The sequence below is a fragment of the Streptomyces sp. NPDC037054 genome (assembly GCF_055606745.1).
Window position 1 is genome coordinate 800,895 of the sequence record NZ_JBVJSJ010000001.1, and the last position, 26,272, is coordinate 827,166.

Here is a 26,272-nt window from a genome sequence, read left to right on the forward strand (position 1 = left end):
CGTGCTCGGAGTCCTGGCCGGCCGGGCGCCGTCGGGCTCAGGCGGTGCCCGGCTCGGCGGGATCGAGCTGCGCGCAGAGGTACTCCGCGAGCGCTTCGGTCGTGCCGTACGCCCACAGCAGGGTCGGGGACAGGCGGGTGGCGAAGGCGGCCTCCAGCCGGTTGCGCAGCTCCAGGCTCATCAGCGAGTCCAGTCCGAGGGACTTGAACGGAGTGCCGCCGTCGATCCGGTCCGGGTCGAGCCGCAGGACGCGGCCGGCCAGGTCCCGGACGCGTTCCCGGGCCGCGGCGATCCGGTCGGCGGGCTCGGCCGCCAGCAGGTGGGCGAGGAACTCCCCGCCGGTCGCCGTGCCGCCCGCGCCGTCGCGGGTGGCCGCGTACAGCCGCTCCCAGCTGGCGAGGGCCGCCGTGTCCGGGTAGGCGTCGAACCACTGCCGCAGTTCGATCGGGACGTATCCCACGACCGGCAGGTCGCCCGCCAGCATCCGGGCGAGGGCGGGCCAGGCCTGTTCGGCGGGGATGCCGCCCATGCCGCGCTCGGTGAGGCGCGCGCCGCGCGCCTCCTCGCTCGCCGCCAGCCCGATGCCGGTGAACGGACCCCACTGCACGCTGAGCGCGGGCAGGCCGCGCCGGCGGCGCGCCTCGGCGAGCGCGTCCAGTCCCGCGTTGGCCGCCGCGTACGCGGCCTGACCGGCGTTGCCGACCAGTCCCGCGGCGGAGGAGAACAGCACGAAGAGTTCCACCGGGTCGCCCGCGGTCAGCCGGTCGAGGTGTGCCGCGCCGACGGTCTTCGGCGCGAGGACCCGTTCCAGCTGCTCGGCGGTGAGATTGCCGACGGTGGCGTCGTCGAGCACACCGGCGGCGTGCACCACGCCCCGGAGCGGCGGGAGTTCGGCGCGTACGGTCTCCAGGGCCGCGCCCAGGGCGGCGGCGTCGGAGACGTCGCAGCGCAGGGTGCGGACCTGTGTGCCGAGCGCGGTGATCCGGTCGATCTCCGCCGCGGCGTCGGGACCGGGGGCGGAGCGGCCGAGCAGCACCAGGGCGCCCGCGCCGTGCTCGGCGAGGTACCCGGCCAGCGACAGGCCGAGCGCGCCCAGGCCGCCGGTGACGAGGTAGCTGCCGTCGGCGCGGAAGGCTCCGCCGGGCATCGGCACCGCCGCCACCGCGTCGACGGTGGACGGGTCGGTCAGGACGGTGGTGACGGCGGTGCCCGGCGCCGGAGCGCCGGTCGCGCCGGTCCCGCCGGTGCGGTCGGCCGCCTCGGCGAAGGTGCGCGGGGCGGTCGGCAGGAGCGGGGCCGTGGCGGCCCAGTCCCAGGCCGCGGCGAGGGCGGCTCCGAAGCGGTCGGGGCGCCGTTCCAGCAGACCCCGCGGGTCCACGGTGAACAGGGCGGCGCCGTCCGGGAGCGCGGCAGGACCGGGCAGGGCGCCGTCGAAGCCCACGGCCCGCCCGTCGGGCTCCAGGGCCGCGAGGGCCCGGTCCGGGCTCGCACCGCGCGGACGGCCGATCACGACGTCCACGCCCCGCCCGCCGAGCGTGGCACGAACGGCTTCGGGCCACCCCGGGTCCCCGGCGTCGAACACCTCGGCCCCGTCGAGCAGGGGGTGGCCCTTCAGCGCGGCGTCGTGGTCCGGAAGGGTCGCCAGTACGCGGGCCCCCAAGTGGCGGGCCACGGCCACGGCCATCAGGCCCGTCGCCCCGGTCACGTGGACGAGGACGTGGTCGCCGAAGCCGGCCCGCGCCGACTCCGCCAGGGCGTACCAGGACGTGGCGGCGGGGATCGGCAGCGCGGCCCCTGCCACGTCGTCGATTCCCACGGGCAGCGGCCTCGCGAGGTCCGCCCGTACGGTGACGTGACTGGCGGCGCCGACGGGAGCGCAGGCGACGACCCGGTCGCCCACGGCGAACCCGCTCACCGCCTCGCCGACGGCGACCACCCGGCCGGCGCAGCCCGCCCAGTGCCCGGCCGGGCCGTCGGCGGTGGTCGCGGCGGTGGTCTCCAGTTCGATCTCGCCGGGTCCGGGCGAGCGGCGCACGAGCGCGACGGGAACGGCGTCGGGGCCGATCCGGAAGGGCTGGTGCGGGGTGCGCGCGCGGGGCAGGGGCACCGGATCGCCGGCCGGGCCGCGGGTCAGCCGGGCAGCCAGCCGCCGGCCGGTCCGCAGGACCAGTTGGTCCTCGGCGTCGGCGCCCGCGGCGAGCAGCTCGGCCGTGCAGGAGGCGCCGCGGTCCGGGTCGGCGGGGTCCAGGTCGATCAGCCGGGGGGTGAGTTCGGCGTGTTCGCGGCGCAGCACGCGGGTGAAGCCCCAGTAGAGGGCCGCCCCGGGGTCCGGGCTGTCGTCCGGCAGGACCCCCTGCGCGCCGAGGGTGACGACGGCGAGCCGCGGGGGCACGGGCCGCGCGGCGCACGCACCGGCCAGGGCGGCGAGCCGCAGCAGGCCCTGCGTCCGGGCCTCCGGTCCGGCGTCTTCACCGGGCGCCACGAAGACCACGCCCGTGGCTTCGCCGAGTTCCTCTCCGGGGCCGACGCGCAGGGTGTCCGCGCCCCGGTCGGCGAGTGACTTGCCGATCACGTCCGCGTCCGTGCCGTCGCCGACGACCACCCACCGGCCGGGCTCCACGACCGGCTCGTCGGCGAGTCCGGGCAGTGGGGTCCACTCGATGCGGTGCAGCAGTTCGGCGTCGGCGGGTTCGTCCGGGCCGCCGTCGGCGAGCGGTGTCAAGCGCAGGCCGACGACCGCGAGCAGCGGGGCCCGGTCCTCGTCCGCGGCGAACAGGTGCAGGTCGAACAGTCCGTCCGCGCGCCGCACCGCGTGCGACCACAGGGCGGTGACGGGTTCCGCGAAGGCACCGGTGACGACGACCCGTTCGACGGCCGTCGGCACCACGGCTTCCCGCGATCCGTCGGCGGGGACCAGGGCGAGCGACACCTGGAGGGCGCCGTCCCAGAGGGCGGGGTGCAGGCCGTGCGGCCGGTTCGCCGCGCGCAACCGCTCGGACAGCACCACCTCGCCCACGGCCTGCTCGCCGTCGGCCGTGACGGCGAGGGAGCTGACGGTCCGGAAGGCGGGCCCGTACTCCAGCCCGCGCTCGGCCCAGACCCGGTAGAGCTCCTCGGCCGCCGCCGGTTCGGCGGTGCCCGCCCAGTCCGGGAGGGCGGCCGCCGGGTGCGGGGCGTCGCCCAGCACGGCGCGGGCCGTGGCGTTCTCCTCCCAGTGCTCGCTGCCGTCGGACAGCGTCAGCACCCGCAGCGCACCGCTGTCGGCGGCGTCCTCGGTCCACTCGACGGCGAGCCGCGCGGGGCCGTCGCCGAGCGGGATCCCCTTGTGGAAGGCGATGTGTTCCAGGCCGGCCGGCAGCCGCCCGGTCCGGGACCGTACGCCGGCGAGCGCCGCGGCGAGGACGGCCGCGCCGGGCAGCACCGGGGTGCCGTGCACCTGGTGGTCGGCGAGCCAGGGCAGGTCGGTGACGGACGGCTCCAGCAGTCCGTGCCAGCGGCGGATGTCACCCGGCGCGGGGGCGAGCTGCGGTTCGAGGCCCCGGGCGGCGCCGGTGCCGCCCGGCCGGCCGGTCGTCCAGTAGGTGTCCTGCCGCAGCGGATAGCCGGGCAACGGCAGCAGAGCGGTCCTCGGCAGGCCGCCGAAGGGCTCGAGGCCGGCGGTGTAGGCGGCGGCGAGCGCGCCGGTGAAGTCCGCGGCGCTGCCGTGGTGACGGCGCAGCGTGGTGAGGACGGCGGCGGACGCGGAGCGGTCGGCGGTGAGCTGTCCGACGGCCGGCGCGAGCACGGGGTGGGGACTGATCTCCACCACGTGGGTGACGCCGTCGTCGAGCAGGGCCTCCATGGTGTCGGAGAACAGGACGGGGCTGCGCAGGTTCTCCACCCAGTACGCGGCGTCCATCTCGGGCCCGTCCAGCGGCCGCACCCGGACGGTGGACATGAGCTGGACGGCGCCGGGGCGGGGGCGTGTCGGGGCCAGCGCGTCGAGCAGGTCCTCGCGCAACGGGTCCATCTGCGGACTGTGCGAGGCGTAGTCGACGTTGACCAGACGGCAGTACGTGCCCTCGGCCTCCAGCAGTTCCTTGAGGGCGAGCACGGACTCCTTCTCGCCGGACAGGACGCAGGAGTTGGGGCCGTTGTGCACGGCGAGGGAGATGCTGTCCTCGAAGCCCTCCAGGGCGGCGAGCGCGGCGTCCCGGTCGAGGTCGACGGCGAGCATCCGGCCCTGTCCCGAGGTGCGGCGGGCGATGGCGCTGCGGCGGGCCATCACCAGGGCGGCGTCCTCGTAGCTGAGGATGCCCGCCAGGGTGGCGGCGGTGATCTCGCCCTGGCTGTGGCCGAGGACCACGTCGGGTTCGACGCCGCAGGCGCGCCAGAGTTCGGCCAGGCCGAGGGACATCGCCCACAGCACGGGCTGGAGCATGTCGATGCGGGTGGTCCACTCGTCGTCGGCCCGGCCGGCGAAGATGTCGAGCAGGTCCCAGTCGACGTGCGGGCGCAGGGCCTCGGCGCAGCGGGTGACGGTCTCGGCGAACAGCGGGCTGTCCCGGAAGAGTTCCTGGCCCATGCCGTCCCACTGGGAGCCCTGGCCGGGGAAGACGAACGCGACGCGGCCGCAGGGTACGGCCCGGCCGGTCGCCTCGCCGTCGGGTTTCCCGGCGAGCGCGGCGAGCGCGGTGCGCAGTTCCTGCGGGGTGTCCGCGACGAGGCCCGCGCGGTGCGGGAAGTGGTCCCTGCGCCAGGCCAGGGTGCCCGCGAGCTCGGGCAGGGCGCCGGGGTCGTCGGGCACGGCGGCGGCGAGGCGGCTCGCCTGCTCGGCGAGGACCGCGGTCTCCCGGGCGGAGACGGTGACGAGGGCCGGCAGTCCGGTGTCCGGGACGGCGGCCGGGACGGCGGGCTCGTCGTCGTGCGCGGCGAGCACCACGTGGGCGTTGGTGCCGCCCCAGCCGAAGGAGTTGACCCCCACGTGGAGGGGCCCTTCGGTGGGCAGCGCCAGCGGTTCGCGCACCACGCGGACGTTGAGTTCGTCGAAGGGGATGGCCGGGTTCAGTTCGGCGGAGTGCAGGCTGGGCGGCACGGTCCGGTGCCGCAGCGCCAGCAGCAGCTTGAACAGGCCGGCCATGCCCGCGCTGGCCTCCAGATGACCGATGTTGGTCTTGACCGAGCCGATGTACAGGGGGTCGTCGGGCGTGCGGTGCCGGCCCAGGACCCGGCCCAGCGCGGTCGCCTCGATCGGGTCGCCGCGTCCGGTGCCGGTGCCGTGCGCCTCGACGTACGCCGGCTGGATCAGGGGCTCGGAGCCGCTGCCGTACGCCTGGCGCAGCAGGTCCTCCTGCCCGTCGGGGCTGGGGGTGACGAGGGTGTCACCGCCGCCGTCGTTGTTGACGACGGTGCGGACGACAACGCCGTGGATGCGGTCGCCGTCGGCGCGGGCGCGGCTGAGTGTCTTGAGGTACACGGCGGCGACGCCCTCGCCGCGGACGAATCCGTTGGCGGAGGCGGCGAAGGCCTGGCACCGGCCGTCCGGGGACAGGCCGCCGAAGTGGGTGAGCCCGACGGTGACGTGCGGGTCGAGCATCAGGTTGACGCCGCCGACGACGGCCCCCTCCACCTCGCCGCTGCGCAGGGCCTGCACGGCGAGGTGCAGGGCGACCAGGGAGGAGGAGCAGCCGGTCTCGACGGTCATGCTGGGGCCGCGCACCTTGAGGAAGTACGACAGCCGGGTGGCGACCATGTCCAGCGCGTTTCCGTACAGGCTGTGCGGGGTGGGGCGGGCGCCACGGTTGACGCGGAGCAGTTCGTAGTCGTGCCAGGAGGCGCCGACGTAGACGCCGGTGCGGCTGCCCGAGAGGGCGGCGGCCGGCCGGCCGGCGTCCTCCAGGGTGCGCCAGACGACTTCGAGGAGCAGGCGCTGCTGCGGGTCGATGGCGGCCGCCTCGCGCGGGGAGACGCCGAAGAAGGCGGCGTCGAAGCGGTCCACCCCGTCCAGGAATCCTCCGACGGCCTGGATGTCCTTCTCGGGGTCGAGCGGCTGTGAGGTGTCCCAGCGCTCGGCGGGTATCGGGCCTATGGCGTCACCGCGCTCCATCAGGAGCGACCACAGGCTGTCGGTGTCGGGGGCTTGGGGGAAGCGGCCGGCCATGCCGACCACGGCGATGGGTTCGGCCATGGTCACTCGCCACCGCGCAGTCGCATCCGGACCAGTCCCTTGCTGGCGTTGATCATGCGGGGGCCGATCTCCGGCGGCGCCTCGCGCCGGCACCACACGGCGTTCTTGGCCATCTTGCCGGGCGACATGTCGAAGCAGCGGGTGCCTCGTTCGCCGAGCCGGAAGCCCGGGGAGATGAAGTCGGCGCCCCGGATGTGGTCGAGGATCCGTCCGGCGGCGTCGCCGGGAGAGACCTTTCCGTCCTCGACGGCCAGGCACAGTTCGCGGGTGAGGTTGCCCATCTCGTTGAAGCCGGAGCTCACGGGCAGCGGGGAGCCGGGGTGCTTGCTGCGCTCGAGTTCCAGGAAGACGTCCTCGCGGCCGGTGCGCTGGAAGCGGTAATACGCGTCCTCCAGCATCACGTTGCCGAGCATGGTGCCGAGCATCCAGGTGCGGTTCACGGCGTTCCACAATTCGTAGTCGCGGAAGCCGACGAAGGAGCTGTAGACGATGTCGTCGTGGAAGTCGAACAGGCCCTGCTGGAGGTTCTCGACGTAGTCGAAGCGCTCCTTGGACCAGTCTCCGTCGCGGGAAGCGGCGATCAGCCGCCAGCCGAGGGCGTTGACCAGTTCCAGGGTGTTGGTCAGACCGCGCGAGTAGAGGGCGTCGATGAAGCCGGCGGCGTGCGAGGTGAGGCAGAAGCGCTCGCCGACGACCTGGTGGGCGGAGTACTGCAGCCGCCCGGTGGAGACCCAGGGGCGGACGGCCTTGGCACCCTCGAACTGCCAGGCGATCTCCGGGAACCGGGCCAGGAACTCGTCGAACTCCTGCTGTCCGGACAGCTCGCCCTTGGGGAAGACCCTGGGGTCGAGGGTCAGGCCCACGCTGCACAGCGGGTTGAGCGACTCGGGGTGGTTGTCGAAGGGGATGACCCACAGCCAGCCGCCGTCGAAGACGTGGTGCAAGGTGCCGTGGTGCCACGGGTTGGGCTGGTTGTGGCGGCGGGCGGCGGTCGGTGAGTCGTCGAAGGGCTTCACGCCGACCATGTGCGTGAACAGGGTGCGCGAGTGGGTGCGGGCCCGGGTCGGGGTCTCGCGCAGGCCGAACTTGTCGGCGAGCGGGGAGCGGAAGCCACTGCCGTCCACGACGTAGTTGGCGCGGAACTCCTCGCCGCTGTCGGTGCGCAGCACGGCGCCGCTGTCCGGGTCGATCTCCACGTCGGCGATCCGGGTGGCGAGCCGGGGGTGGGCGCCGTACTTCACGGCGACGTGGAACAGGTAGGCGTCGATGTCCTGCCGGAACAGGTGGGTCTCGGTGCGGATCGCCGAGGGGACCACCAGCTGGTTCACCTCGGTCGCCACCTGGGACCGGCCCTCGCGGTGGTAGACGAACCCGAAGTTCTGCTTCTGCCCGCAGTTGCGCGAGACGTGCTTGCGGATCCCCTTGAAGCTGGACAGCGGCATCAGCTCCGGGACCTGGTAGCGGTCGGCGATGAGCCTGGTCATGCCGGAGGTGTAGGGAATCGTGGACTCGCCGACGGCGAACCGGGGGTGGGTCCCGGCGTCGAGCAACAGCACACGGACGCCGTTGCGGGCGAGCACCGCGCCGAGCATGCCGCCGGCCATGCCACTGCCGAGGATCGCCACGTCGTAGTCATTGCGCTGCTGTACCGGCTTGGTGCGCGCCATCTTCGTTGTCCTTCCGTCTGTCTGCGGGCAGTTGGGACCTGGTGCACGATCGGTCCGGTGCCGGGGCCCGGTGGGGCCGCGGCGCTAGCTCCGGACGGTCGCGGCCGGCTTGCGGTCGCGGACCGGGACCGGTGGGATGTCCACCGACTTGCGGTACACCCGGGACAGCAGCGGCCCGGTCATGGCGGTGGTCACCACGGCCATGACGACCATGAGCGAGTACAGCGATCCGTTGAGCAGGCCGAGTTGGAGGCCGACGCCGAGGATCACCAGCTCGGTCAGACCGCGGGTGTTCATCAGTACGCCCAGGGCCGCGGCGGGGCGCGACTGGAGCCCCTGGGTCCGGGCGCCCAGGTAGGTGCCGCCGAACTTGCCGACGACCGAGACCACGAGGATCAGGCCGAGGTCCAGGAGCGCGCCGCCGTCGATGCCGCTGAGGTCGACGTTGAGGCCGGCGACCACGAAGTAGACGGGCAGCAGCAGTCCGGTGACCTGTTCGGTACGGCGGTGGATCTCCTCGCGCAGGGTGTCGGCCCCGGCACGGGGCATCACCGTGCCGCACAGGAAGGCACCGAAGATGAAGTGCATCCCCATCGCCTCGGTGGCGGCGGCCGAGAGCAGGGCGAGGATCAGCACGATCGCCAGGTGGTGGGCGGAGAAGGCGACCGGGCGGCCACCCGGCATCAGCACTCGGCGCAGCAGCGGCCGCACGATCACGACCATCGCCCCGAGGAACGGCAGCGCGAGGGCGACCTTCCAGTGGCCGGAGCCGTCGCCGGCCGAGGCCTGGATGCCGGCGAGAGCCGCCCAGGCCACCACGTCGACGGCCGCCGCCGTGGCCAGGGCCAGCCCGCCGACCGTGGTGGTGCTCAGGCCACGGTCGGTCAGGATGCGGGCCAGCACCGGGAACGCGGTCACCGAGACCGCGAGCCCGAAGAAGACCACGAAGGCCGCGCGGTCGTCGGGGGCGTGCTCCCGGGCCAGGTACACCGCGAGCCCCAGCCCCAGCACGAAGGGCACGAGGATGGAGCCGAGTGCCGTCCCGACGGTGGTCCGTCCCCGCCCCCGCAGTGCCGTTCCGTCCAGTTCCAGGCCCACGCCGAACATGAAGAGCGCCACGCCCACATTGGCCATGCCGGTCAGGAGCGGTCTGACGTCGCTCGGGAAGAGCGCGTCGGAGACCGCTCCGTTCAGCAGGGTGGGCCCCAGCAGCACCCCCGCGAGGATCTCGCCGACCACAGGAGGCTGCTGCAGCCGCTTCGCCAGGTGTCCGAGCCCGCGGGCCAGGAACAGGATCAGGGCGATGTCGACGAACAGCAGCTGGACCTGGTGGCTGCTCACGACAGATCCGCGCCCTCGACCAGGTCGTCCAGCGAGAGGTTGAGCATGGGGTGCTTGCCGCTGAGGCCGGAGATCAGCTGCACGAAGTCGGCCGACGGCTCGCGCTCCTTGTCGGGGTCGACCATCTCCTGGGCGAGGCTGTAGTAGAACTCCTTGTACTTGGTGCGGTCGTAGAACCGCTCCACGAAGGCGCGGATCTCGTCGAAGAAGCCGCGGTAGGCGGTGGCGTACCGCTTCAGGGCCTGCTCCTCGATCTCCGGGTGCAGGAGCACCTGGTGGACGATCTTGGACAGGACGCTGCCGGCCAGGGTGGCCAGCGCGACGCCGGTGGAGAACAGCGGGTCGACGAAGGCGGCGGAGTCGCCCACGCAGACCCAGCCGTTGCCGTGGAAGGACTGGCTGGTGTACGACCAGTCGCGCGCGGTGCGCCAGCCGGCCGACTGGTTGGCGTTGGCCAGCATCTGCTTGAGCTTGGTGCTGCGCCCGACCTCGGCCATGAAGAGGTCCTGGAGCGACTTGTCGGTCTTGCCGACCTGCGAGGAGCGGGTGACGTAGCCGACGCTGATGGTCCCCTTGTCCAGCGGGATCGCCCAGAACCAGCCCTCGTCGAGACCTTCGATGAGGATGTTGGTGTACTCGTCGCCCGCGAGCCGCTCGCAGTTGTCGAAGTACGTCCAGACGGCGACGTTGCGCAGCTCCTCGTGCCACGTCACCTCGGCGTACCGGCGGCTGAGGAGACGGGACTGCCCGGAGGCGTCGATGACCATCTTGCCGCGGGCCTCGTAGGTCTGGTCGGCGCCGCGCAGCGAGAAGCGGACGCCGACGACCCGGCCGTCCTCCTCTATGGGCTCCTTGACCGTGGCGTCCTCGATGATGTGGGCGCCGAGCTCGCGGGCCCGGTCGAGGATCAGCGAGTCCATGTCGGCCCGGCGGGTGTGGTACGCGTAGGGGTAGGCGCCTCCCTCGACGAAGGAGAAGTTCCACGGCACCTGCTTGTTGCCCCACACGAGCGTCCCGCCGTACTTGCGCTCGAAGCCGCGGGCGTCCATGCGCTCGGTGATGCCCAGCTCTTCCATGGGGCGCATGAAGGCGGGGATCAGCGACTCACCCACGTGGTAGCGCGGGAACCGTTCCCGGTCGAGCACCAGGACGCTGTGCCCCTGCTTGGCCAGCAGCCCCGCCGTGGTGGAGCCGGCGGGACCGCCGCCGATCACGACGACGTCGAACTCCTCAGGTACCCCGAACATTGTGGACGTCATGGCAAGTCCCCTCCGTGTGCCCGATTCGGTGTGCGGTGCGGCCAAGTGTTGACCGGGGTACCTGAAGACCTTCTGGACGACGTCTGCACCCAGTCGTCAGGCGGTGCCGCGGTGGGCGCGGACGATGCCGTCGGTGTCCGAGATGCCCTCGGTGCGCACCACGCGGCCCTCGCTCAGCTCCCAGAAGTGCACGAAGCGCACGTCGAACTCGCCGCCGCTCTCGCGGAAGCGGCCGTACCAGTCGCCGATGGCGGCGGCCCAGTCCCCGGACACCCTGATCTCCTCGACCTTGAAGCTGGTCTCCTCCAGGTACTCCAGAGCGCCCGTGAAGTACGCACCGGCGCCGGCGTGCCCCTCGTAGTAGCCGGTGGACCAGGGCAGTGACGGCGGGGTGGTGATCTTCACCTCGGGGTGGAAGATCGCCAGCACCGTCTCGATGTCCGCCTTCTCCAGTGCCTCGTACAGCCGCTCGACGACGGCCGTGGTCTGTTCCGACATGTCCGGACTCCCCTCGTTCCAACGAAAGCGCGGGCGCCTCGGGGCGACCGCGCTGCCGAGTCTGTGCGCGCGCGAGAGAGGCCGTCACCTCCGCTATTGCGCAGTTGCCCGGAGCGCGCGACGAGGGCCGCCAGCTTTGCTAGAGTGCGACTCTAGTTACGGACTAAGAAAATCCCTGCGGACTCCCACCCGGGAGGAGAAGACAGTGACGACCGAGCAGTTCGAAGTCGAGGGGGCCCCGGTGGCGGCCAAAGCCGGGCCCTCACGGCCCCGGCTCGCGCTGACCGTCATCGCCGGCTGCCAGCTGATGGTGGTCCTCGACTCGACGATCGTGAACATCGCAAACCCGCACATCCAGAGCGCCCTCGACTTCTCCACCTCTGACCTGTCGTGGGTGGTCAACGCCTACACGCTGACCTTCGGCGGCCTGCTGCTGCTCGGCGGCCGGATCGGCGACATCCTCGGACGGCGGCGGGTCTTCATGGCCGGCATCCTGCTGTTCACCCTGGCCTCGCTGTTCGCGGGCGTGGCCCAGGAGCCCTGGCAACTGCTCGCCGCGCGCGCTCTGCAGGGCATCGGCGGCGCGATCGCCTCGCCCACCTCGCTGGCCCTGATCACCACGACCTTCCCGGAGGGTCCGCAGCGCACCAAGGCACTCGGCGTCTACGCGGCGGTCTCCGGCGGCGCCGGCGCGATCGGCCTGCTGGCCGGCGGCATGCTCACCGAATGGCTCGACTGGCGCTGGATCTTCTTCATCAACCTGCCGATCGGCCTGCTGATCGCGGTCCTCACCCCGATCGCCGTTCCCGAGTCGGAGCGCCGCGCCGGCCGCTTCGACGTGCCCGGCGCGCTCACCTCCACGCTCGGCATGGCGTCCCTGGTGTACGGGTTCATCCGCGCCTCCGAGGACGGCTGGACGGACACCTGGACGATCTCCGCCTTCGTCGCCGCCGCCGTGCTGCTCGTCGCCTTCGTCCTGGTGGAGCGCCGGGTCCGGGAGCCGATCACTCCGCTCAAGTTCTTCGCCGACAGGAACCGCTCGGGCAGTTACGTCATCATGCTCGCGCTCGGCGCCGCACTGCTCGGCCTGATCTTCTTCCTGGTGCTCTACGTGCAGAACGTGCTCGGCTACAGCCCGATCCGCACCGGCGTGAACTTCCTGCCCGTCACGGTGGCCATCCTGGTCTCGGCCGGCGCGGCCCAGCCGCTGCTGCCGCGTGTCGGCCCGAAGCCGCTCCTGGTCGCCGGCACGGCTCTCGTCACCGCGGCGATGCTCTGGTTCACCCAGATCTCCCCCGACAGCAGCTACACCAGCGGCGTGCTGTGGCCGATGGTCCTGTTCGGCCTGGGACTCGGCCTGACGTTCGTCACCCTCACCCTGACCGCCGTGTCGGGCGTCAGTCACGACGAAGCCGGCGCCGCCTCGGGCCTGCTGAACGCCACCCAGCAGGTGGGCGGCGCGCTCGGCCTGTCCATCCTGGTCACGGTGTTCGGGACGGCGAGCCGCAACGAGGCGAAGGAACAGATCCCGGACTTCCTCGCCAACGGGTCCCCCGAGCAGCAGGCCGCGTTCGCGAAGACGCAGACGCTGCCCGCCCCCTGGGGCGACGCCGTCCTGACGCACGGTGTCACCACCGCGTACTGGGCCGGCGTGGCCATCATCGCCGTGGCACTGGTCACCTCCCTGGTCGTCATCAAGGTGCGGCGCCGCGACCTGGCCGCGCTCAGCGGCACGGCGGGCATGCCCATGGGCTGATCACCCGCCCCACAGACGCGGCCGCCCGTCACATCCCCCGCGCGGGCGGCCGTCCGCGGCCCTGGAGCCGGTGCCCCCGCGGGCACCGGCTCCAGGCCGTAAACGACGACCGCCCGCCGCCCCTGTCCGGGGCGGCGGGCGGTCGCGTCGTGCGGGGAACGGCCGTCAGGCGGCCGGTGAGCGGCCCGCCGCCCACAGGGAACGGACCACCGTGCGCGGTTTCAGGACGGCGGTCGGCGGCACCAGCAGGTGCTGCATGTCCAGCATCACCCGGTGCGCGTCGACGGAGACGTGACTGGCGAGCATGACCCGCTTGACGTAACGGTTGATCAGGGCGGCGCCCATCGGCCTCGGGCCGTCGGTCTCGGGGTACATGAAGTCCCCGCCGGTGGCCATCTGCCAGGGGATCGCGATCGCCTGCGCGGCGGCCTGGTAGTAGGACCGAGCCATGGCCGTCGACGCCGCCCCGAACCGGTCCAGGGTCCGGCCGAGTGCCTCGGCCTCCAGGAAGCCCACCGTCATGCCCTGCCCGTAGAGCGGGTTGAAACTGCAGATCGCGTCGCCCAGGGCCACGTATCCGGCCGCCGGCTGCCGGAGCCGTTCGAAGAAGCGCCGCCGGGCCTGCGGGTAGGTGAACTTGTGCGCGTCCCCCTTGTCCAGCGGTTCGGCCCGGCCGAGCAGTTCGGCGACGTGCGGACTCGGCAAGGCCTTCGCGAAGGCCAGGAAACCGTCCGGGTCGACGGGGCTGTGCGCCCGGTGCCAGCCTCCCAGCGTCACCATCCAGCGGTTGCCCTCGATCGCGAAGACGGCAGCCGCCCGCTTGTCGTCCGGAGGCGTGGCGGCCATCAGGTACAGCAGCGCGTCGTCCCGCAGCCGGTCGCCCGGCGGCCGGTGCATCAGCCGCGTCGTGTACCCGACGTCGATCTTGACGGTGACCGTCTCCGGCGTCTCGAAACCGAACTCCTCCAGCCAGCGGTCGGCCCGGCCCGCGCTGCGGCCGGTGGCGTCCACCACCAGGTCGACCGCCGCCATGTCACCCGCGTCGGTCTCCACCCCGGTGATGCGGCCCGCCCGGCAGATCAGCCCGTTCACCGCCGTCCGGTCGACGATCTCCACGTTGGGCAGGTCCCGGATCCGGCCCCGGACCGTGTGCTCCAGGAAGGCGCGGCTCTGGCTGATGCCCAGCTTGCCGCTGGTGAACCGGGTGCGCAGGGCGCCCATCTGATGGAACGCCAGGTCCGAGCCCGGGTCGAAGGGAACCGCTCCGCCGCCGATCAACTCGTGCGTCAGACCGGGGAACAGTTCCTCCAGTTTCATGCGTCCGCTGATCAGCAGGGCGTGCGCGTGCCCGCTCTGCGGCACACCTCGCCGGTTCTCGGCCGTGTCCGGCAGGCTGTCCCGGTCCAGCACGGTCACTTGCCCGTATCTGCGGGACAGCACGCGGGCGGCCACCATGCCGCCCATCGATCCGCCGATCACCACCGCGTGGCCGCCGATCGCTCCCATCACGACTCCCCAATTCCCCTGGGCCGCGCGAGTTCGCGGCATCACGGGGAGTCTCGGCGGGCGGGCCGGCGGCTGTCGCCTTCGTGGTTGCTCAACCGCGGACCGGGCCGCTTCAGGACGCGAACAACTCCGGTAACGCCTGGCCGAGAAGGAACCGGGCGTCGTCGTGATGGACGCTCGCCGGCGGCTCCAGCCGCAGGGCCACGCGGGCCACCTCACCACGCCGCAGGCGCAGGGGCTGGCTGGTGCCGATCACGACGGAGCGCGGCCCGGTCCCCGCGGAACGGGAGACGGCCTGCACGATCCAACGCCCTTCGGGCACATGCGGGATGCACCACGGCCCGGCTCCCCGCTCGACCCTGCGGCACCGGGCCGACCTGGGCGGCGGACACGCACCGGCGCTCCCGCCCACCGCGAACGCGGCCACGTACACGGGCTCGTGGTCGAGTCCGTCCGCCCGCTCCACGCATCCCAGGACGGAGCCGTACGCGACGGGGGCGTCGTGTGCTCCGACGAAGTCGACCACCTCCGCGCCCAGCGACTGGAGCCGGCGGTAGCGGCCGGGCGAGACACCGACGACCTTGGTAAAACGGGTGGTGAACGAACTGATGCTGGTGTAGCCGCACTGAACCGCGATGTCGGCCACGCTGTCCGAGCTGTGCAGCAGCCGGTGCCGTGCCTCCTCCAGCCGCACCGCGGTCAGGAAAGAGACGGGCGGCAGGCCCGTCTGCTCCCGAAACACCCGTGCCATGTGAAACGGACTCAGCCTTGCCATCGCGCCCAGCTGAGCGAGTGTGAGTTCTTCCCCGTACCCGACTCGTATACCGCTGACGACCCGTTCGATCTCCGTGCGCACAGGACCCCCGTCCTCCGCGGAGCCAGTCGGCCCCGGGATAGCTGCGCGTCAGAGAAGCAGACGGCCAAACACACCGTCAAGAGAGTGTGACGCGCGTATACAGCGGCGCGGCTCGGTACACCGGCGTCAGATGTGACGTGTGTTCACCACGCGGACCGGAGTGACGGGCGGACTTCCCGCACGCCACCCGGGCGCTGCCCCTTGAGCGCCCCACCACCGGCCCCGTCGATCGGAAGATCCACGCGAACGAGCGCTGAGCAATATCGGCGGTGACAGCAGATGCCACCAGGGTCACAGTGAAGTCGGCGTCTACTCGGCGACGGGGATGAGGAATAAATGCGTCTTGAACTCCTGGGTTCAATGCGAGCGTGGAACGAAAAGGGTGAAGTGCCACTCGGACCGCCCAAACAGCGCGCGGTTCTCGGTCTGTTGGCGAGCCAGGTCGACCGGGTAGCCGGAATAGATCAGATCATTGATGCCGTTTGGGGCAGCGATGTCCCGCAATCCGCCGTCAATTGCGTACACACCTACGTCGCCGGATTGCGCCGGATTCTGGAGCCCGACCGCGGCCGGAGGGAGTCGAGCGGGGTGCTGGTCTCGGCCGGCGGCGGCTACGCCCTGTCCGTCGACCCCGCCGCGATCGACGCCGGACGCTTCGCCCTTGCACACGGCCGGGCCCGCCGGCTCCTCGCGGAGGGCGACCGGGATGGCGGGATCGCGGCGTACGAGGAGGCCCACGCGCTGTGGCGCGGCGAGGCGTACGCCAACGTACCCGGGCCCTTCGCGGCGCTGGAGCGGGCCCGGCTGCACGAAGTGCGGCTGACGGCCGTCGAGGAGTGGGCGGAGGCCCTGCTCGCCGCCGACCGGCACGCCGAGGCGATCACCGTGCTGACGGACATGATCGCCAGGGACCCGCTGCGTGAGCGACTGCGCTGGCTGCTGATGCTCGGCCTGCACCGCTCCGGCCGGCGGGCACACGCCCTCGCCGTCTACCGCGAGACCCGTCAGCTGCTGCAGGAGGAGCTGGGCATCGACCCGGGCACCGACCTGCGCCGGCTGCACCAGCAGATCCTCGGCGACCACGCGGGGCTCGCGCTGCGCGCCACGGTTCCGGCCGCCGGCACCGTCAGGGGCGCCGTCCGGGGCGCCGCCCCGGCGACGGCCCCCTCGGTCCGCCCCGCCCAGCTCCCGCCGGGTGCCCGGGGCTTCACCGGCCGCGTCGAGGAACTGGCCCGGCTGCGCAACGTCGTCGAGCGCGAGAACGGTGAGGGCCAGGCGGCGGTGGCCGTGGTCGAGGGTCCGCCCGGGGTCGGCAAGACCGCCGTCGCGCTCCAGCTCGCCCACGAGCTCGGTGACCGCTACCCGGACGGCAAGTTCTTCGTCGACCTGCACGGCTCCCACCCCGACCGCGCCCCGCTGGACGCCTGCGAGGTGCTCGCCCAGTTACTGGGCAGCCTCGGCGTCACCCCGGAGCGGCTGCCCGCGGACCTGGCGGGACGCACCGCGCTCTTCCGCAGTCTGCTGCACGGACGCAGGGTGCTGATCGTGCTCGACGACGCGCTCCACGCCGAGCAGATACGGCCCCTGATACCGCGCGGACCCGCCTGTGTCCTGGTCACCAGCCGGCGGCGGCAGTTCGGGCTGGCGGCCCGGGACGGCGCGTACCGGATCGAGATCGGCCCGCTCGCGCCGCAGGAGTCCGTCGAGCTGCTGGCCCGCCTCGTGGGCCGGGACCGTCTCAAGGGCCAGGGGAAGGCCGCCCTGAAGCTGTCCCGGATGTGCGGCCACCTGCCGCTCGCCCTGCGGATCGCGGCGGCCGGCCTGTTCTCCAAGCCCGCGCTGCCGCTGGCGGAATTGATGGACGACCACGCGCCCTGCTCCGCGAGCCTCGACTGGCTGGCCGTCGAGGACGACGTCGCGGCGAGCCTGCGGACGGCCTTCTACGCCTCCGTCCGGCTGCTGCCGGAGGCCACCGCGCGGATGTTCGGCCTGCTGGGGCAGCTGGAATCGGAGCCGATCACCGTGCTCGGCGCCGCGGCGGCGGCCGGTCTGAGCCCCGAGGTGGCCACCCGTCATCTGGCCGTCCTGGCCGATCACCACCTCCTGGAGGAAGTGGGCCGCGGACGGTTCCGCTTCATCAACCTCATCGGGCTGTACGCCGCGGAATGCGGCCGTGGCACCCGGGCCGACCGGGGCAGCGCGCGGGACCGGCTGCTGCGGCAACCGGTCCCGGTCGGTCCCGATCTCGTCGGGGTGATGCACTCGGCCACCGACTTCCGCTCCTGAGCAATATCGGAGGCGCCGTGGCCGACATCAGTCGGGCAGAATTCAGACACCGAGCCGACGAGGCAAGAAGAATTGCCACGGCAACGGACTCATCGGGGGAGCAAGGGTCATGCGACGAAACACGTCGATCCACCCTGGAAGGGCATCGGAGATCGCGGTAGTCGGATATTCCTGCCGTCTTCCAGGCGCACCGGACACGGAATCCTTCTGGGAATTACTCGCGCATTCACGAAGCGCGGTGTCGGAGGCGCCCGCGAATCGCTGGGAGCGAGGCAATCCACTTCCGGACGACATACGCATCGGCGGCTTCCTGCCCGAAGTCGACCTTTTCGACGCCGATTTCTTCGGAGTGTCTCCCCGTGAGGCCGCCGCCATGGATCCGCAGCAGCGGCTCCTTCTGGAACTCGGCTGGGAAGCCGTGGAACACGCCGGAATTCTTCCCGCCGCGCTGGCCGGCACCCGCACCGGCGTATTCGTCGGCGTCATCATGGACGACTACGCCGCGCTGGCCGCCCGCCGGGGTCCGTCCGGGATCGGCCGGCACAGCCTGACGGGCACTCAGCGCAGCCTGATCGCCAACCGGCTGTCGCACCTCCTCGGCCTGCGCGGGCCCAGCATGACCGTGGACACCGGGCAGTCCTCCTCGCTCGTCGCCGTCCACCTGGCCTGCGAGAGCCTGCGCCGCGGGGAGTCCACCGCCGCACTGGTCGGCGGGGTCAACCTCAACCTGCTGGCCGACTCCACGCTGAGGGTCGCCCGGTTCGGCGCGCTCTCCCCCGACGGGCGGTGTCACACCTTCGACGCCCGGAGCAACGGCTACGTCCGCGGGGAGGGCGGGGGCCTGCTGCTCCTCAAGCCGCTGGACGCGGCGCTGGCCGACGGGGACCGCGTCCGGTGCGTGATCCTCGGCAGCGCGGTGGGTCACGACGGCGCCGACGAGGGCCTCGTCGTACCGAACGGCCGCGCCCAGCAGGACGTGGTGCGCGCCGCCTGCGCCGACGCCGGCGTCTCCCCCGCGGATCTGCAGTACGTCGAGCTGCACGGCACCGGCACCCGGGTGGGCGACCGCGTCGAGGCCGGGGCCCTCGGTGCCGCCGTCGGCGGCGACAAGCCCGAGTCGGCACCGCTGCTGGTCGGGTCCGCCAAGACCAACGTCGGCCACCTGGAAGGCGCCGCCGGTGTGGTGGGGCTGCTGAAGACCGCGCTGAGCATGGCGCACCGCACCCTGCCGGCCAGCCTGAACTTCGCCGAGCCCCACCCGGACATCCCGCTCACCGACCTCAACCTCGCGGTCGTCGACACGCCCCGCCCCTGGCCGGAGCCGGACCGCCGGCTGCTCGCCGGTGTCAGCTCCTTCGGCCTGGGCGGCACCAACTGCCACGTGGTCGTGGCCTCCCCGGCCCCGGCGGCCGTCGAGCCGCAACCGCCGGCCCGCGGTGCGGTCGGGACGGGCCTCGTGCCGGCGCCGAGAGGCGCGGCGGACCCGGTCCCCGGCCACGCTCCCGTCGTCGCGCCCGCACAGGAGGGTGCGGTGCCGGATCCGGCGGCCGACGCTCCGGCCCCGGACGCCCCGGCGGCCGGCGCGACGCCGGAGCCGGTGGTGTGGCTGGTGTCCGGGCGCTCGGAAGCCGCCGTGCGCGGCCAGGCCCTGCGGCTCGCGGAGTTCACCGACAGGCGGCCCGAGGTGGACGCGGCCGCCGTGGCGCGGGCGTTGGCGACCCGGCGGACCGCCTTCTCGCACCGTGCGGCGGTCGTGGGCGCCGACGTCGAGGCGCTGCGTTCCGGGCTGGTCGCCCTGGCCGAGGGCGCCCCGGCCGCCGGGGTGACCACGCGCGTGAAGGCGCCCGGCCGCGTGGCCCTGCTGTATCCCGGGCAGGGCTCGCCGTGGCCCGGCATGGCCGCCGAACTCCTCGCCACCGAACCGGTGTTCGCGGCGCGGCTGGCCGAGTGCGCCGACGCGCTCGCCCCGCACCTCGACTGGTCACCGATGGACCTGCTGCGCGCCGGGGACCGGGCCGACCCGGCCCTGCTGGAACGGGCGGACGTCAGCCAGCCCCTGCTGTTCTCCGTGATGGTGGCGCTGACCTCCCTCTGGCGCTCCGCCGGGGTCGTCCCCGACGCCGTCGCCGGCCACTCCCAGGGCGAGGTCGCCGCCGCGCACGTCGCCGGCGCGCTCTCCCTGGACGACGCGGCGCTCCTGATCGCGCGCCGTGGCCTGACCGCGTCGGCGCTCTCCGGCCGGGGCGGTCTGCTCGCGGTGGCCGAGGGCGCGGAAGCGGTCGCCGCCCGGCTCACCGCCCTGAGCAGCGAACTCGACATCGCGGTGGTCAACGGCCCGAACGCCTGTGTCGTCTCCGGTACGCCCACGGCCCTGGACGCATTCCGGGTCGCCCTCGCGGGATCCGGCATCGAGACGCGTCCCGTCACCTCCGACTACGCCTGTCACTCGCGCCAGGTGGAGGAGGTCCGCGAGCCGCTGCTGACGGCTCTCGCCGGCATCCGCCCCACCTCCGGCACCATCCCGTTCTACTCCACGGTCACCGGCACCCGCCTGGACACGACCGGGCTGACGGCCGACTACTGGTACCGCAATCTGCGGCACACGGTGCGGTTCGACACCGCCGTGGGCGCCCTGCTGACGTCGGGTCACACGACGTTCATCGAGGTCAGTCCGCACCCCGTGCTGCTGACCGGCCTGCGCGACACCCTGGACACCGCCGGCCGCCAGGCCTTCGTCACGGGCACGCTGCGCCGCGGCCGGGGCGGCCGGGCACAGTTCCTCACCGCCCTCGCCGAGGCCCACAACCACGGCGTCCCCGTCGACTGGGACGCCGTACTGCCGCCCGGCGGGGGCGGCCCCGTCGACCTGCCGACGTACGCCTTCCAGCGGGAGCGGTACTGGCTGGACGGGCCGCTGCCCGCGGACGAGCCGCCCGCCGAACCCCCGGCGGGCCCCCCGGCCGGGCCGGCGAAGCCCCCCGTGTCCGCCGCCGAACTCCGGCGCCGCGTAACCGAGTTGGTCACCGACCATGCCGCCGCGGTACTCGGCCGCAGTGCCCGTTCCCTGCCCGTCGACCGGACCTTCCGCGAACTCGGCTTCGACTCGCTGGGACTGGTGGAACTCCTCGGTCGGCTCGGGAGCGCGCTGGAGCTGCGCCTGCCCACGGCGGTCGCCTACGACCACCCGACCCCGCAGGCGCTGGCCCGGCACGTCGGCACCCTGCTCGACGGCGCCGCCGAACAGCCCGGACAGTCGCTGCTCGCCCACGTCGACTCGCTGGGCGCGGCCCTCGCCTCCGGTGAAGTGGACGCCACCGTCCGCCGCACGGCGCTGACCCGGCTGCGCGCCCTCCTGCGGCGGATCGACGGCGAGCGGACACAGCCCGACCTCACCGCGGCGATCCTCGCAGCCGGCCCCGAAGAGATTCTCGATCTCATCGACAGCAGAGGCGAATTGTGACGAACGCAGACCGGCTCACCGAGTACCTGAAGAAGATCACGCTCGACTTGTACCAGGCGAAGGCCCGGCTGCGGGAAGTCGAGGGGCGGGCGAGCGAACCCGTCGCCGTCGTCGGGATCGGCTGCCGCCTGCCCGGTGGCGCCGACTCCCCGGAGCGGCTGTGGCAGCTGCTCGCCGACGGGGCGGACGCGATCTCCGGATTCCCCACCGACCGCGGCTGGGACACCGACGGCCTGTACGACCCCGAGCCCGGGCGCCCCGGCAGGACCTACACCCGCAGCGGTGGCTTCCTGCACGACGCGGCCGACTTCGACGCGGCGTTCTTCGGGATGTCCCCGCGCGAGGCCGCCGCCGCCGACCCCCAGCAGCGGCTGCTTCTGGAGACCGCCTGGGAGGCCGTGGAGCGGGCCGGCATCGACCCCGCCTCGCTGCGCGGCAGTTCCACCGGCGTCTTCGCCGGGCTGAGCCAGAACGGGTACGGCGGCACCCTGGACCAGGCCACCGCCGATTCCTCCGGGTACCTGCTCACCGGCACCGCGGGCAGCGTCGCCTCCGGCCGGATCGCCTACACGCTGGGCCTGACCGGCCCCGCGGTCACGGTCGACACCGCCTGTTCCTCCTCGCTGGTCGCCGTGCACCAGGCCTGCCGGGCGCTGCGGTCGGACGAGTGCGAGCTCGCGCTGGCGGGCGGCGCCTCGGTGATGCCGAACCCGGGGATGTTCCTGGAGTTCGCCCGGCAGCGCGGGCTGGCCGCGGACGGACGCTGCAAGCCCTTCTCGGCGGCCGCCGACGGCACCGCCTGGAGCGAGGGCGCGGTGATGCTGCTGCTGGAGCGGCTCTCCGTCGCACAGGAGCGGGGCCACCGGGTGCTCGGAGTGATCCGCGGTTCCGCCGTCAACCAGGACGGTGCGAGCAACGGCCTGACGGCACCCAGTGGCGCCGCCCAGACCCGGGTGATCCGGCAGGCGCTGGAGAACGCCGGACTCACCGCCGCCGAGGTCGACGCCGTGGAGGCGCACGGCACCGGCACGACGCAGGGCGACCCGATCGAGGCCCGCGCGCTCATCGCCGCGTACGGCGGGCCGGAACGCGCCGGCGCGGCCGATCTCCTCGTCGGCTCGCTGAAGTCCAACCTGGGGCACACCCAGGCCGCGGCCGGTGCCGCGGGCGTGGTCAAGATGGTGCTGGCGATGCGGCACGGGCTGCTGCCGGCCACCCTGCACACCGACCGGCCCACCCCGCACGTCGACTGGGCGGACAGCGGCGTCCGTCTGATTCCCGAGCCGACCCCGTGGCCCGCGCTCGACCGGCCCCGCCGCTGCGCGGTCTCCTCGTTCGGCATCAGCGGCACCAACGCCCACGTGATCCTGGAAGAGGCACCCGAGGCACCCGAGCCCTCCGAACCCGCGGCGCCCGCGCCCACGCCCGGCGCCACGGCCGGGCACCCGGTCCCGGTCCCGGTCCCGGTCACCGTCACCGCGCGCGACGAGGCGGCGCTGCGCGCCCAGGCGGCCCGGCTGCACGCCGTGCTGGCGGCCGACCCCGCGCTCGACGCGGCCGGTCTCGGGCACGCCCTCGCGACCACCCGTACGGTCTTCGAGCACCGCGCGACCGTCCTCGCGGGCGAACGGGACGACCTGCTCGCCTCGCTTCAGGAGCTGGCCCACGGCACCTGCCCGCCCGGGGCGGTGACGGGCGTCGCCCGGCTCCGCTCGCTCGCCTTCCTGTTCCCCGGGCAGGGCGCCCAGCGTCCCGGCATGGGACGTGAACTGCACGCGGCCTTCCCCGTGTTCGCGGACGCCTTCGACGAGGTGTGCGCGTATCTCGACCCGCTGCTCGACCGGCCGCTGCACGAGATCGTCTTCGCCGACGAGCCGGCGGGCGCCGCGGTCCTGGAGCGCACGGGCTACGCCCAGCCCGCGCTGTTCGCCCTGGAGACCGCGCTGTTCCGCCTGGTGCGCTCCTTCGGTCCGGAGCCGAGTCATCTGCTCGGCCACTCGATCGGCGAACTGAGCGCGGCGCACGCGGCGGGAGTGCTGTCGCTGCCGGACGCCTGCGCGCTGGTCGGCGCCCGCGCCCGGCTGATGCAGGCGGCTCCCGGGAACGGCGCGATGGTCTCGGTCACGGCGACCGAGGAGGAACTGCGCGACACCCTGGCGGACGAGCCCGACGTGTCGATCGCCGCGGTCAACTCGCCGACGGTGACCGTGATCTCGGGCGCGGAGAAGGCCGTTCTCCGGGTGGCCGGAGTGTGGGCCGCGCGGGGCAGGGCCACCCGCCGGCTGCGGGTGAGCCACGCCTTCCACTCGGCGCAGATGGACCCGGTCCTCGACGAGTTCCGCGCCGTCGCGCGCGGCCTGCGCTTCCACCCGCCGCGCATCCCGCTGGTCTCCAACGTCACCGGCCTCGTCGCCACCGACGAGGAACTGTGCTCGCCGGACTACTGGGCCGATCAGCTGCGGCGCCCGGTCCGTTTCCTGGACGGCCTGCGACAGCTGTCCCGCAACGGAGTGGACGGCTTCCTGGAGCTGGGGCCGGGCGCCACGCTGTCCGGGCTCGCGCAGGAGAGCGGCGTCGCGGCCCGCAGCGAGGACACGGCGGCCGTCCTGCGGTCCGGCCGGCCCGAGGCCCGCACGCTGCTGACCGCGCTGGCCCGGCTGCAGGCCGACGGTGCGGACGTGCGCTGGCCGGCGGACCTGTTCGGTCCCGCACCGCGCCGGGCGGACCTGCCGACCTACCCCTTCCAGCGGCGGCGGCACTGGCTGGCGCAGCCGTCCGCGGCCGGCCCCCGGCCCGCCGAGGGGCGGCCGCTGCTGGGCAGCGAGATCGAGCTGGCGGACACCGCCGAACGCCGCTTCGGGCAGACGCTGACCACCGAACGGCCCTGGTACCTGAGCGGCCACCGGCTGGGCGGGACGGCCGTGCTCCCGGGCAGCGCGATGCTCGACTGGCTGCTCGCCGCGGGCCGTGCCCGGTCGGGAGACGCCGACGGCGGCTGGTCGATCACGGGCGCCGCCTTCACGAGCTTCCTGCCCGTGCCCGACGGCGCGACGATCACCGTGCAGACCGTCGTCCGCGAGGACGGGACGATCCGCTGCCTCAGCAGGGCCGACGGCGCGCGGGGCGAGTGGCGGACGCATGTCGAGGCGGCCGCCGCCGGACCGGACGCCGAGGCACGGCCCGCCCCCGTCGACCCCGCCGCGCTGCGCCACGGGATGACCGAGCGGGACCCCGCGGACCTGTACGAGCGGTTCGACCGGATCGGGCTCGGTTACGGGCCCGCGTTCCGGTCGATCCGCCGCCTGTGGTCCGAGGGCGACCGGGCGGTGGCCCTGATCGAGGTCCCGGACGACGCCGGTGACGGCGCGCCGGACGACGCGGGACTGCACCCGGTGGTTCTCGACGCGTGCGTCCAGACCGTCGGTGTGTTCACCTCCGGGGAGCCCGACCCGTGGGTTCCCACCGGCCTCGACCGCCTCGTCGCCCACGAGCGGCTTCCGCTCCGGGTCTGGTGCGAGGCCCGCTGGCAGCGCACCGCGCACGCGCCGGAAGGTGCCCTGGACCTGACCCTGCTGGACGAGCACGGGGAGCGGCTCGTCGCTGTGCGCGGACTGGTGATGCGCGCGGTGCCGCGCTCCGCGTTCCCCGCGCGTGCCACCGCACCGGGCCGCTACGCCACCGTCTGGCAGCCGTCGGACCAGCTCGCCGCCGACGCCGAAGTGCCCGCCGGCACCTGGCACGTGCACACCGTCACCCCCGACGGAAGCACCGCGCAGCGGATCGTCGTCGACGCCGACGGAACCACCGTACGGCCCGGCGGCGAGTCCACCGGGCCCGTGCGCGGTGTCCTCGTCCGCCTGGCGGCCGGCGCCGGCGCCGATGCCGACGCCGGGCAGACGGTCACCGCGACGTACGGGCTCGCCGAGTCCGCCCTGACCGTCCTGCGCGAAACGGTGCGGGAACACGCCGTGGACCGGCCCGACCTGGTGCTGTGCAGCACCGGCGCGACCGCGCCGCGCCCCGGCGAGGACGACCCCGATGTACGGCAGAGCGCGGCGGCCGGGCTGCTGCGTGTCGTGCCGTCCGAGTATCCCGGGCTGCGCTGCGTCCACCTGGACCTCGATCCCGCGGCGCCCGAGCCGGACACGGCCGAGCTGCTGCGCCGCGCGGCGGCACTGCCCGGCTCCGGGCATCTCGCCGTACGGGACGGACAGTGGTACGAGGCACGGCTGCGGGAACAGCCCGCCTCCACCGAGGACCCGATGCCCGTCCGTGCGGATGCCACCTATCTGATCACCGGCGGCTGGGGGGCCCTCGGCCTGGCCACCGCGCGGTGGCTGGCCGGCCGGGGGGCTCGGTCCCTGCTGCTGGTGGGCCGGTCGCGCCCCGCCGCCGAACCGCCCGCCGTGGCCGAACTGCGCGCCGCGGGCGTCCAGGTGACGCTGCGCGCCGCCGACCTCGCGGACGACGACGCGGTGCGGGACCTGCTCGCCGGGGCGGCGGCCGACCTGCCGCCGCTGCGCGGCGTCGTGCACGCGGCGGGGGTGAACCCGGACGCGACCCTGGAGAACCACGACGCGCGGCGGCTGCGCCGGGCGCTCGACCCGAAGGTCCGCGGCTCCTGGCTGCTGCACCTGCACACGGCCGGGCTGGAGCTCGACTTCTTCGTCCTGTACTCCTCCATCGCCTCGCTCTTCGGCGCCGCGGGCCAGGCGGGCTACGTCGCCGCGAACGCGTTCCTCGACGCCCTCGCCGAGCACCGGCACCACCACGGCCGGCCCGCGCTGAGCGTCAACTGGGGCCCGTGGGCGGAGTTCGGCATGGCCGCCGCCCCGCAGATCCTGGCCCGGTACACGGCCGAGGGGGTCACCCCGCTGGCCACCGACGCCGCGCTCGATGCGCTCGGGACGCTCGGCGGCACGTCCCGCGGCTGTGTCGTCACGGTCGACTGGGCGAATTTCGCCGCCGGGCGGCGCCGACCGCCGTACACCCTGCTGACCGACCTGCTTCCGGCCGTCGCCGCCGACGGGGCCGGGCCGCGGGAGGACGTCGCCGATGCCGGCCGGGTCCGTGAGCTGGCCCGGCTCGCGGTGTCCGACCCCCAGGCGGTGCGGTCCACCGTCCAGGAGGAGCTCCTCGTCCGGGCCGGCCGTCTGCTGGGGATGACCGGGCAGGAGCGGGACACGTTGCGCCCGGTGTTCGCGGACCGGCGGTTGAGCGAGATGGGCTTCGACTCGCTGACCACCATCCAGCTCCGCAACCAGCTCCTGGCGGACTTCGGCGCCGACGTGGCCACCGGCACCCTGCTCGGCGGCACGCCCGCCGAGATCACCGATCTGGTCTGCCGCCAGCTGGCGGCGCTGTCCGTGCTCGCCGACGCCGACGACCCGAGCGCCGACGCCGCGGACACCGAAGTGCTGACGCTCTGACCCACACCTGCCCGGCCGGGCCCGGTCCGGCCGGGCAGGGACAAGGAG

General features: G+C 73.7%; 11 protein-coding genes. 4 read left to right on the top strand and 7 right to left on the bottom strand.

Annotated elements, in window-relative coordinates:
• Positions 1 to 37: 37 nt before the first annotated feature.
• The 5 genes from ACZ7D7_RS03525 to ACZ7D7_RS03545 form a co-directional block, all read right to left on the bottom strand.
• Positions 38 to 6,166 carry a type I polyketide synthase gene (locus tag ACZ7D7_RS03525; protein WP_470821988.1) on the bottom strand — a complete coding sequence of 2,043 codons (6,129 nt, stop codon included), beginning with the start codon at positions 6,164 to 6,166 and terminating at the stop codon, positions 38 to 40.
• Positions 6,167 to 6,168: 2 nt separating this feature from the next.
• On the bottom strand, positions 6,169 to 7,833 hold the full coding sequence (locus tag ACZ7D7_RS03530; protein ID WP_470821989.1) for an NAD(P)/FAD-dependent oxidoreductase: 1,665 nt from the start codon (positions 7,831 to 7,833) through the stop codon (positions 6,169 to 6,171).
• Between the two features lie 84 nt (positions 7,834 to 7,917).
• Positions 7,918 to 9,174 carry a cation:proton antiporter gene (locus ACZ7D7_RS03535; RefSeq protein ID WP_470821991.1) on the bottom strand — a complete coding sequence of 419 codons (1,257 nt, stop codon included), beginning with the start codon at positions 9,172 to 9,174 and terminating at the stop codon, positions 7,918 to 7,920.
• Positions 9,171 to 10,433 (bottom strand): NAD(P)/FAD-dependent oxidoreductase, encoded by a 1,263-nt coding sequence (locus ACZ7D7_RS03540; protein WP_470821992.1) that lies wholly within the window; start codon positions 10,431 to 10,433, stop codon positions 9,171 to 9,173. Before ACZ7D7_RS03540 ends, ACZ7D7_RS03535 begins: the two co-directional genes overlap by 4 nt.
• A gap of 96 nt (positions 10,434 to 10,529) precedes the next feature.
• Positions 10,530 to 10,931 carry a nuclear transport factor 2 family protein gene (locus ACZ7D7_RS03545; RefSeq protein WP_470821994.1) on the bottom strand — a complete coding sequence of 134 codons (402 nt, stop codon included), beginning with the start codon at positions 10,929 to 10,931 and terminating at the stop codon, positions 10,530 to 10,532.
• Between the two features lie 205 nt (positions 10,932 to 11,136).
• Between ACZ7D7_RS03545 and ACZ7D7_RS03550 the strand changes: the two genes are divergently transcribed.
• A complete protein-coding gene (locus ACZ7D7_RS03550) occupies positions 11,137 to 12,687 on the top strand; it encodes an MFS transporter (RefSeq protein ID WP_470821996.1) in 1,551 nt (516 codons plus the stop codon).
• 165 nt (positions 12,688 to 12,852) lie between these two features.
• Here the strand turns inward: ACZ7D7_RS03550 and ACZ7D7_RS03555 are convergent, their stop codons facing one another.
• Both ACZ7D7_RS03555 and ACZ7D7_RS03560 read right to left on the bottom strand, forming a co-directional pair.
• Positions 12,853 to 14,193, bottom strand: a complete 1,341-nt coding sequence (locus ACZ7D7_RS03555) for an NAD(P)/FAD-dependent oxidoreductase (protein WP_470821997.1) — start codon at positions 14,191 to 14,193, stop codon at positions 12,853 to 12,855.
• Positions 14,194 to 14,305: 112 nt separating this feature from the next.
• Positions 14,306 to 14,968 carry a helix-turn-helix transcriptional regulator gene (locus ACZ7D7_RS03560; protein WP_470821998.1) on the bottom strand — a complete coding sequence of 221 codons (663 nt, stop codon included), beginning with the start codon at positions 14,966 to 14,968 and terminating at the stop codon, positions 14,306 to 14,308.
• A gap of 441 nt (positions 14,969 to 15,409) precedes the next feature.
• Between ACZ7D7_RS03560 and ACZ7D7_RS03565 the strand changes: the two genes are divergently transcribed.
• The 3 genes from ACZ7D7_RS03565 (at position 15,410) to ACZ7D7_RS03575 (ending at position 26,224) form a co-directional block, all read left to right on the top strand.
• A complete protein-coding gene (locus ACZ7D7_RS03565) occupies positions 15,410 to 17,335 on the top strand; it encodes an AfsR/SARP family transcriptional regulator (RefSeq protein ID WP_470822000.1) in 1,926 nt (641 codons plus the stop codon).
• A 109-nt stretch (positions 17,336 to 17,444) separates the two neighbouring features.
• Complete coding sequence (locus tag ACZ7D7_RS03570) at positions 17,445 to 20,795, top strand: type I polyketide synthase (protein WP_470822002.1); 3,351 nt, start codon at positions 17,445 to 17,447, stop codon at positions 20,793 to 20,795.
• Positions 20,792 to 26,224 carry an SDR family NAD(P)-dependent oxidoreductase gene (locus tag ACZ7D7_RS03575; RefSeq protein ID WP_470822003.1) on the top strand — a complete coding sequence of 1,811 codons (5,433 nt, stop codon included), beginning with the start codon at positions 20,792 to 20,794 and terminating at the stop codon, positions 26,222 to 26,224. The genes ACZ7D7_RS03570 and ACZ7D7_RS03575 overlap by 4 nt, the downstream gene beginning before the upstream one ends.
• Positions 26,225 to 26,272 lie beyond the last annotated feature (48 nt).

Coding starts and splice junctions, on each gene's coding strand:
- ACZ7D7_RS03525 (WP_470821988.1), bottom strand. CDS start 6,166: ATGGCCGAACCCATCGCCGTGGTCGGCATGGCCGGCCGCTTCCCCCAA.
- ACZ7D7_RS03530 (WP_470821989.1), bottom strand. CDS start 7,833: ATGGCGCGCACCAAGCCGGTACAGCAGCGCAATGACTACGACGTGGCG.
- ACZ7D7_RS03540 (WP_470821992.1), bottom strand. CDS start 10,433: ATGACGTCCACAATGTTCGGGGTACCTGAGGAGTTCGACGTCGTCGTG.
- ACZ7D7_RS03545 (WP_470821994.1), bottom strand. CDS start 10,931: ATGTCGGAACAGACCACGGCCGTCGTCGAGCGGCTGTACGAGGCACTG.
- ACZ7D7_RS03555 (WP_470821997.1), bottom strand. CDS start 14,193: ATGGGAGCGATCGGCGGCCACGCGGTGGTGATCGGCGGATCGATGGGC.
- ACZ7D7_RS03560 (WP_470821998.1), bottom strand. CDS start 14,968: ATGGCAAGGCTGAGTCCGTTTCACATGGCACGGGTGTTTCGGGAGCAG.
- ACZ7D7_RS03565 (WP_470822000.1), top strand. CDS start 15,410: ATGCGAGCGTGGAACGAAAAGGGTGAAGTGCCACTCGGACCGCCCAAA.
- ACZ7D7_RS03570 (WP_470822002.1), top strand. CDS start 17,445: ATGCGACGAAACACGTCGATCCACCCTGGAAGGGCATCGGAGATCGCG.